This is a genomic window from Furfurilactobacillus curtus, from assembly GCF_045862785.1.
In the GTDB taxonomy this organism is placed as follows: domain Bacteria; phylum Bacillota; class Bacilli; order Lactobacillales; family Lactobacillaceae; genus Furfurilactobacillus; species Furfurilactobacillus curtus.
In genome coordinates this window covers 1-5987 of sequence record NZ_BQXO01000013.1, presented here as the reverse complement: position 1 = coordinate 5987, position 5987 = coordinate 1, and the positions used below count along the sequence as shown (strand labels likewise).

The 5987-nt window shown below is 37.2% G+C and carries 10 protein-coding genes and 1 pseudogene; 3 read left to right on the top strand and 8 right to left on the bottom strand.

Annotated elements, in window-relative coordinates; translation table 11 throughout:
• From ACKTR2_RS09990 to ACKTR2_RS09980, 3 genes are all read right to left on the bottom strand, one after another.
• Window positions 1–174 (bottom strand): replication initiator protein A (locus ACKTR2_RS09990; RefSeq protein WP_407884981.1); only part of this gene is annotated, 174 nt, incomplete at its 3' end.
• Between the two features lie 913 nt (window positions 175–1087).
• Entirely contained in the window at window positions 1088–1291 is a 204-nt protein-coding gene (locus ACKTR2_RS09985; protein WP_054712561.1) for a hypothetical protein, read from the bottom strand.
• A gap of 54 nt (window positions 1292–1345) precedes the next feature.
• Window positions 1346–2131, bottom strand: coding sequence for a ParA family protein (locus ACKTR2_RS09980; protein WP_054712564.1), 786 nt, complete (start codon window positions 2129–2131; stop codon window positions 1346–1348).
• A gap of 166 nt (window positions 2132–2297) precedes the next feature.
• On the opposite strand from ACKTR2_RS09980, the gene ACKTR2_RS09975 reads away from it, so the two are divergent.
• On the top strand, window positions 2298–2462 hold the full coding sequence (locus ACKTR2_RS09975) for an MFS transporter (RefSeq protein WP_075168959.1): 165 nt from the start codon (window positions 2298–2300) through the stop codon (window positions 2460–2462).
• 82 nt (window positions 2463–2544) lie between these two features.
• On the opposite strand, the pseudogene ACKTR2_RS09970 reads toward ACKTR2_RS09975, so the two are convergent.
• The 3 genes and pseudogenes from ACKTR2_RS09970 to ACKTR2_RS09960 form a co-directional block, all read right to left on the bottom strand.
• Window positions 2545–2775: pseudogene (locus ACKTR2_RS09970) on the bottom strand (pyrimidine dimer DNA glycosylase/endonuclease V); the annotation flags it as partial.
• Between the two features lie 31 nt (window positions 2776–2806).
• Window positions 2807–3268, bottom strand: coding sequence for a universal stress protein (locus tag ACKTR2_RS09965; RefSeq protein WP_407884978.1), 462 nt, complete (start codon window positions 3266–3268; stop codon window positions 2807–2809).
• A gap of 96 nt (window positions 3269–3364) precedes the next feature.
• Complete coding sequence (locus ACKTR2_RS09960; protein ID WP_011668133.1) at window positions 3365–3652, bottom strand: hypothetical protein; 288 nt, start codon at window positions 3650–3652, stop codon at window positions 3365–3367.
• Window positions 3653–3826: 174 nt separating this feature from the next.
• On the opposite strand from ACKTR2_RS09960, the gene ACKTR2_RS09955 reads away from it, so the two are divergent.
• On the top strand, window positions 3827–4090 hold the full coding sequence (locus tag ACKTR2_RS09955) for an IS3 family transposase (RefSeq protein ID WP_056986488.1): 264 nt from the start codon (window positions 3827–3829) through the stop codon (window positions 4088–4090).
• A gap of 40 nt (window positions 4091–4130) precedes the next feature.
• Window positions 4131–4973 carry an IS3 family transposase gene (locus ACKTR2_RS09950; RefSeq protein ID WP_407884975.1) on the top strand — a complete coding sequence of 281 codons (843 nt, stop codon included), beginning with the start codon at window positions 4131–4133 and terminating at the stop codon, window positions 4971–4973.
• Window positions 4974–5013: 40 nt separating this feature from the next.
• Here ACKTR2_RS09950 and ACKTR2_RS09945 read toward each other — a convergent pair whose 3' ends face one another.
• Complete coding sequence (locus ACKTR2_RS09945) at window positions 5014–5223, bottom strand: GmrSD restriction endonuclease domain-containing protein (protein ID WP_068226454.1); 210 nt, start codon at window positions 5221–5223, stop codon at window positions 5014–5016.
• Between the two features lie 256 nt (window positions 5224–5479).
• Window positions 5480–5987: recombinase family protein (locus ACKTR2_RS09940; RefSeq protein WP_407884973.1), on the bottom strand; the 508-nt coding region annotated here is incomplete at its 5' end.

The following is a 5987-nucleotide window of genomic DNA, read 5'->3' as shown; positions in this document are numbered from 1 at the left end:
GTTATTTCGTAATGAATATTCTAGCCGATCTTTGAGAACCATGTAAGCCAGTTTAGTATCACTACTTAGGTGTTTATATTTTTCTCCGTACATTAGTACCTTGGGAAATTGAAAAAATAAAGTTCCATAAACGTTATCTTTTTTATAAAAATCAAAATTTGCTTGATCCATCATAAAAACTCCCTTCTTGACTGACACCTGCTGTCCCAAAAGAGAGTTGCCAAAACATTTGATTTGCTTTAAAATACAAATCTGATATGCTTTAACTAAGTTACAAAGCGTACATTTGGTAGTGATGGCTTTGCAATTTCATCAGCATGTGTCTGTTTGTGAGTTGCCCAACCGGCAACTTTTTTAATTTATAGCAACTAAACAAAAATGGACTAGGCAGCTTCTGTTGGCTACTTAGTCCATTGGATTTAATTTGTTTTTTAACTATCCTTAACTTGTCCTTTTGGACCGGTTTGCGGTATAATTAACCTACAAATTAAGAACAATATTCAGTTGATTTTTACTTGGCGGTCTAAATCGACTGAATCTAAGTAGCTGTCAGATAGCTACTTGCTAAACCTGAAGTCCCTGATTCCTCGTGAATTGGGGACTTTTTTCTGTTTAGCTTGATCTTTTATTCGGTTGTCATATTAATCTTAGTCTAGCATAGCGCTTACCCGCCGGCAACTTTATTTGGTCTTGTACACTTTGCCTACTTTGGGTTTGAACCAATAAGAGCCGGAAGATATCAGTAAATATTCGAATAATATAAATGCCTCTGGGTGTTTAAGAAAGTATTCGTTGAAAGCACTGAAAATCAAAAGCATGATCGGTCCGCATAAATAAGTAATAAACAAGGATATCATTTGTAATATACGGATAACTGATCGACGATTACCACTCCATTTTTCAAATAGTACTTGTAACCATTATTGTAACGGGAATAATCATTGTCTAAAAAAGAAACGATTGCCTATTTTATGTCTCTTCAAAATGCCGATAACGGGAAATAGCCAAAAAATAATAATACAAGCAACAAGGAATATCTCGTTCATTGTAGTTTCCATGATTTTACCCCTTTTTCAATTAGCGAAAATCAAAGATTAAATTCTTTTTTTAGCAGTTTCTCTAAATATCTGGAAGCTGTTAATTCTTTCTCTTTTGCACGTCTAGTTAGTTCATTAGCAATATCTTGCTTCAAAGTATAAGATTTTGAAATTCTAGGTGCAGTTGGTTCATTTTTAGCAGGTTTGCTGCTCATACTATTTTTTAGTTGATTCATTTTATCTTCAAATGCCATTATACTAGTCCTTTCTGTCTCATAATATGATATAGCATGACATATCATATTACGCTATTGCTTCGCAAAGGTTTCAAAGATATTGTCGATATTTTCGAAAAATTCTTTGGCCCTTTGTGTTGAATTGTTTTCTTGCTCCATCTTAATCAGCGGTTTGTGATTAAGAGTTGTTTTATTGAATATTTCTCTTTCAGGAATTAGTGCAATTGTCCGCGGGTCTTTTTTCATTTGTTCTACAAACTCATGAGATGACTTAGTATTATGTTTTATCCGGTTTCCAATGAATTTAAGTTCCGCTGTGACAAAACTTTGTCGAGTTTCGACATTAATTACATCTTGTTTCAATTGTTTCATTCTTAATTCCAAATTACTTTTTGAAATAAAACCGTATTCACTTGGTTCAATTGGGCTGAAAACGAAATCAGAAATTACAATCATATTTTGTGTGATAGTTGAAAAATCAGGATGCGTATCTATCAATACATAATTGAATTTTTTTAGTTCATTATAGTTATCTGAAAACCACATGTACATTAATAATTCTTTGTTTGCTCTAGTTTGAAGATCATTGTTAATTGTATCTAGATTCATAGAAGCAGGGATAATTGACAGATTCTTGTGTAACTCAATAATTTCTACTTTTTCATTATCTTTTGTAAAAACATTAGCTAAGGTATCATGATCTTTATAAATATCATAAGTTTGGGTCAAACTACACTGGTGATCACTATCAATCATCAAAACATTGTAACCCTTACTAGATAACCATTCACCATAATTGAAAGTTAAAGTTGTTTTTCCAACTCCGCCCTTAATGGCTGAAAAAGTAATTATTTTCATAGTGTGCCTCCTTATTTGCAAGTAAATAATAGCATATTATGAAATAGCATGCAACAATATATCATGATATGATATATTGTTGCATGCTATTTCATGGAAATAAGATTATGCGAGTAATCAACAAATAAATCAAGGCCCACACAAATTGCTGGTTGGTCTCAAGCAAATGGCACAAAAAGAAGCTTTAATGAATTCTATGGGAAAAATTAAGCATGCTAAAAAGCGACAAATCAGTCATGCCTTTAGTCATACTTATTTGGTAGGAGCGGTGATTATTTTAATTCTTTCACCGATTGCTTTATTAACAGATCGTAAGCAATTTAAAAGTTGAATTAAGCTAGCCAGTATCTTAATTCAATGCGGATTACTAGCTAAATCTAAGAGGGTATTTCGAATGAGATACCCTCTTAGATTTATAAAATAATCCCCTTACTGGCTAAATTAGATAAACATTCTTTCAAATACGAATCATTATGTTCTGGATAAATCGGGTTAGTTATCGGACACTTTTTCAAAATTATATATGGATCGCAATGGATACCACGGTAAAGCGGATCAAACCATTTTTTATTAGGACGATATCCGCGCCGCTACATTTCGTGCATGACCAGCAAGTGAAATTGATAAAGTTTATACGGTGAGTAATTGCCATAGTTAAAGCATTAGTTAGCAAATTTATTCTGCGCGGTGTGCTGCTTTGGCTGGTTGATTATCTAAGTCCGTCCGTACGACGATGACGTCACAAACTGCTGTCCGTGTGACGTATTCCGTTACAGACCCGATTAATAGCCGTCCAACTGCGTTTAACCCAGTAGCACCAATCATAATCAAATCGGTGTCATTACCCCGAGGAACATCTCTGGCAATGATGGTCTTCGGTGCCCCGTATTCAATGGCGTAATCAATCTTGTCAAGACCATCTGCCTTGGCATCAGCCACGTACTTGTCGAGGGTCTTCTTGGCCGTTTCTGTGACTTGTTCAACCATGCTGGTATCAAAGCCAGAAATGTTTTCAACGTGAACGAGATGTAAATCAGCATCGTTACGTTTAGCCACAGCGACTGCTTTCTTGAAAGCTAATTCGGCTTCATAGGAACCATCGACTGGGACTAAAATGTGCTTGTATTGTTGTAACATAATATTCACCTCTCATTACTTTATACTCTTATCATACGTTATTTATCTGCAAATAAAAAGCGATATGGTAAAAAAGCTGCGAGAAAGTGTAACCGATTACGCCTTAGGGAACCAGTGTAATAGAATCAATTGAATACTGATAATCGCAATAACGCCGACTAACAACATGGTTGAAATGAAGACCATGTTGTTCATGATGGTGGCGACTGCCGACAGCACACCAATCAGTAGCATAACAACACCACTGATCGTCAAGACACGACTTAATTCGTGACTACTTTCGGGATGAAAGACTAAGAAAGCACGACGTCGATGAGCATAAAAGTACCAACCAATTCCTAAAGCCAGCAGGGTATAGCAAGCCATTAAAATGGTGATGGCCATGAAGAGACCTCCTTAGTAAAAAAATGGTAGCGTCAAGAATCTTGTGTAAATGAAATGCCTTCGTACGGTAGATTGTATAGAAATAGGGAATGCTGGATGTAAGCTGATTCCTGAGACAACTTTTAAGAGAGGGTATAATGAATAAATCGTCTCTCAAAAGGAAGGAATTTTTACATGCCAACTCGTTACGACAAAGAATTCAAACAAAACATTATCAACCTATATAAGCAAGGCGAATCAGCTGCCCAACTGGCCAGAGAATATGGCATTGGCTATTCAACCGTTCATAAGTGGATCCAGGGCCAGGCCAAAACTCAATCCGGTAAATCGCCAGACGAAATCAAAGCGATGGAAAAGCGACTGGCTTCGCTGTCTGAGGAGAACGAAATCCTAAAAAAGACCTGGGCTTCCTTGCGCAGAAGTAACCAATATCTTTGATTACATTCAACAAGAAAGCCATCACCACCAGGTAACTAAGATGTGCCGAATCCTCGGTGTTTCCAGAGCTCAGTATTATCGTTATCGATCCCCAAAGCCTTCAAAACGCCGGGCCGAAGATGAGGACTTAAAACAACGGATTCTGCGGATCTTTGCGGAATTCAAGCAGCGATACGGCGTTATGAAGATCCACCATGAATGGAATCTGGAACTTCAACCACTGCAGCGTCCGTGCAGCCCAAGACGGATTTCCCGGCTCATGAAGGAACTGGATATCCACTCCGTTACCGTCAATAAATGGAAAGCGGCTTCGGCTTCCAAAACCAAGGTTGAACAGCGTCCCAACTTGCTTAAGCAGGATTTCTCGACCACTGGTTTAAATCAAAAATGGACCGCTGATATGACCTATATTCAAACGAAGCGTAATGGCTGGTGTTACTTATCAACCATCATGGACCTACACTCACGACGGATTATCGGCTATTCGTTCTCAAAAAAGATGGATACTGATTTAGTCTTAAAGACCCTGGAAAGCGCGGTTAAAAATCGAACCATTACTGGGGACCTGATTATCCACACAGACTTAGGATCACAGTACACCAGCGATGATTACAACCAACGGTTAACAGAACTACATATCCGCCACTCTTACAGCCGTAAGGGGTGTCCATACGATAATGCACCAATGGAATCTTTTCATGCTTCCCTCAAAAAGGAATGTGTTTATCCAGTGCCGGTCTTTGAGAATTATGAAACTGCCGCTGCTGTCCTTTTTGAATATGTGCATGCTTTCTACAATAGGAAGAGAATTCATAGTTCACTGGGCTACCAGACCCCCTTACAAGTTGAAATCGCAACACTTACGAGCCAAATGGCCGCCTGATTTAATGCTTTCCATGGTTCAAATAAGTTATTAATCACGATTAATGATTTATTTGAGCTGTGGAAGGTAAACGCGGTTCTGAATGTCTCTTAAAACCTGTCTCAAATATTGACTTCAATCCATCAAACAACGTTTCAATTTGTTCATCTTTCCAAGAATAACTGCGTTGATAGACAGGTATTACATAGTGAACACTACTGTTAGTTTGAAAAATGGCAGCAAGTGTTTTAGTTTCTGGTGTAATTTTCATTTTAAACTCCTCATGAATTTAGTTAACGTTAATACTAATCTATTATAAACCAAATCTTAAGTCTAAAAATTGATTTGTTATTTTCTTAGGTATATGAAGCCATTAGATCAACGTTTATCTTTGTATTTTTCTGGATCGGAACTTTTTAATTACTTATCCAAAATGCACTAACCTCTATTAGTTTTATTTCCATATATCTGTTATTTCACTCCTATTTAAATTTTTTCTTCACTGCCCTGCTTATTTAATGAGAAATTTATCTATACACACTGAATTTCTTTCGATACCGAATAAAGGTTGTCCGCTTAATCCCAGTATTTCGGGACACATCAATGTCACTCATGCCAGCTCGATAAAGCTTAAAAGCATGTTGCAAACGGGGATCATCTTTGGCATATTGGGGTTTGCGCCCATGATATTTACCCTGCTGCTTAGCTAAGGCAATCCCTTGTTGCTGGCGCTCAATGATTCGCTTACGTTCACTTTCGGCCTGATACTTATAGAGTTCAATAATCAAGTTGGTCATCAGTTGACGTAAATTGGGGTCAGCAATCCCTGTCATGGACGGCAAATTTAACACATCTAGGGTGGCACCCTTATTTTGAAGGGTGTTCATGATTTTAGTCAAATCATGGTTGTTTCTGCCTAAGCGATCTAATTCAGTGACCATTACAATATCACCCTCACGAATATAGGCCAGCATTTTTTGCAGTTCTGGCCGATTAGTGCTAGCCCCACTTAATTTATCCGTAAATAATTTATCA

Excerpts from the sequence above, each read along its gene's own strand:
- ACKTR2_RS09955 (WP_056986488.1), top strand. The coding sequence starts at position 3,827 with ATGCCAACTCGTTACGACAAAGAATTCAAACAAAACATTATCAACCTA.
- ACKTR2_RS09960 (WP_011668133.1), bottom strand. The coding sequence starts at position 3,652 with ATGGCCATCACCATTTTAATGGCTTGCTATACCCTGCTGGCTTTAGGA.
- ACKTR2_RS09950 (WP_407884975.1), top strand. The coding sequence starts at position 4,131 with ATGTGCCGAATCCTCGGTGTTTCCAGAGCTCAGTATTATCGTTATCGA.
- ACKTR2_RS09975 (WP_075168959.1), top strand. The coding sequence starts at position 2,298 with ATGGCACAAAAAGAAGCTTTAATGAATTCTATGGGAAAAATTAAGCAT.
- ACKTR2_RS09980 (WP_054712564.1), bottom strand. The coding sequence starts at position 2,131 with ATGAAAATAATTACTTTTTCAGCCATTAAGGGCGGAGTTGGAAAAACA.
- ACKTR2_RS09985 (WP_054712561.1), bottom strand. The coding sequence starts at position 1,291 with ATGGCATTTGAAGATAAAATGAATCAACTAAAAAATAGTATGAGCAGC.
- ACKTR2_RS09945 (WP_068226454.1), bottom strand. The coding sequence starts at position 5,223 with ATGAAAATTACACCAGAAACTAAAACACTTGCTGCCATTTTTCAAACT.
- ACKTR2_RS09965 (WP_407884978.1), bottom strand. The coding sequence starts at position 3,268 with ATGTTACAACAATACAAGCACATTTTAGTCCCAGTCGATGGTTCCTAT.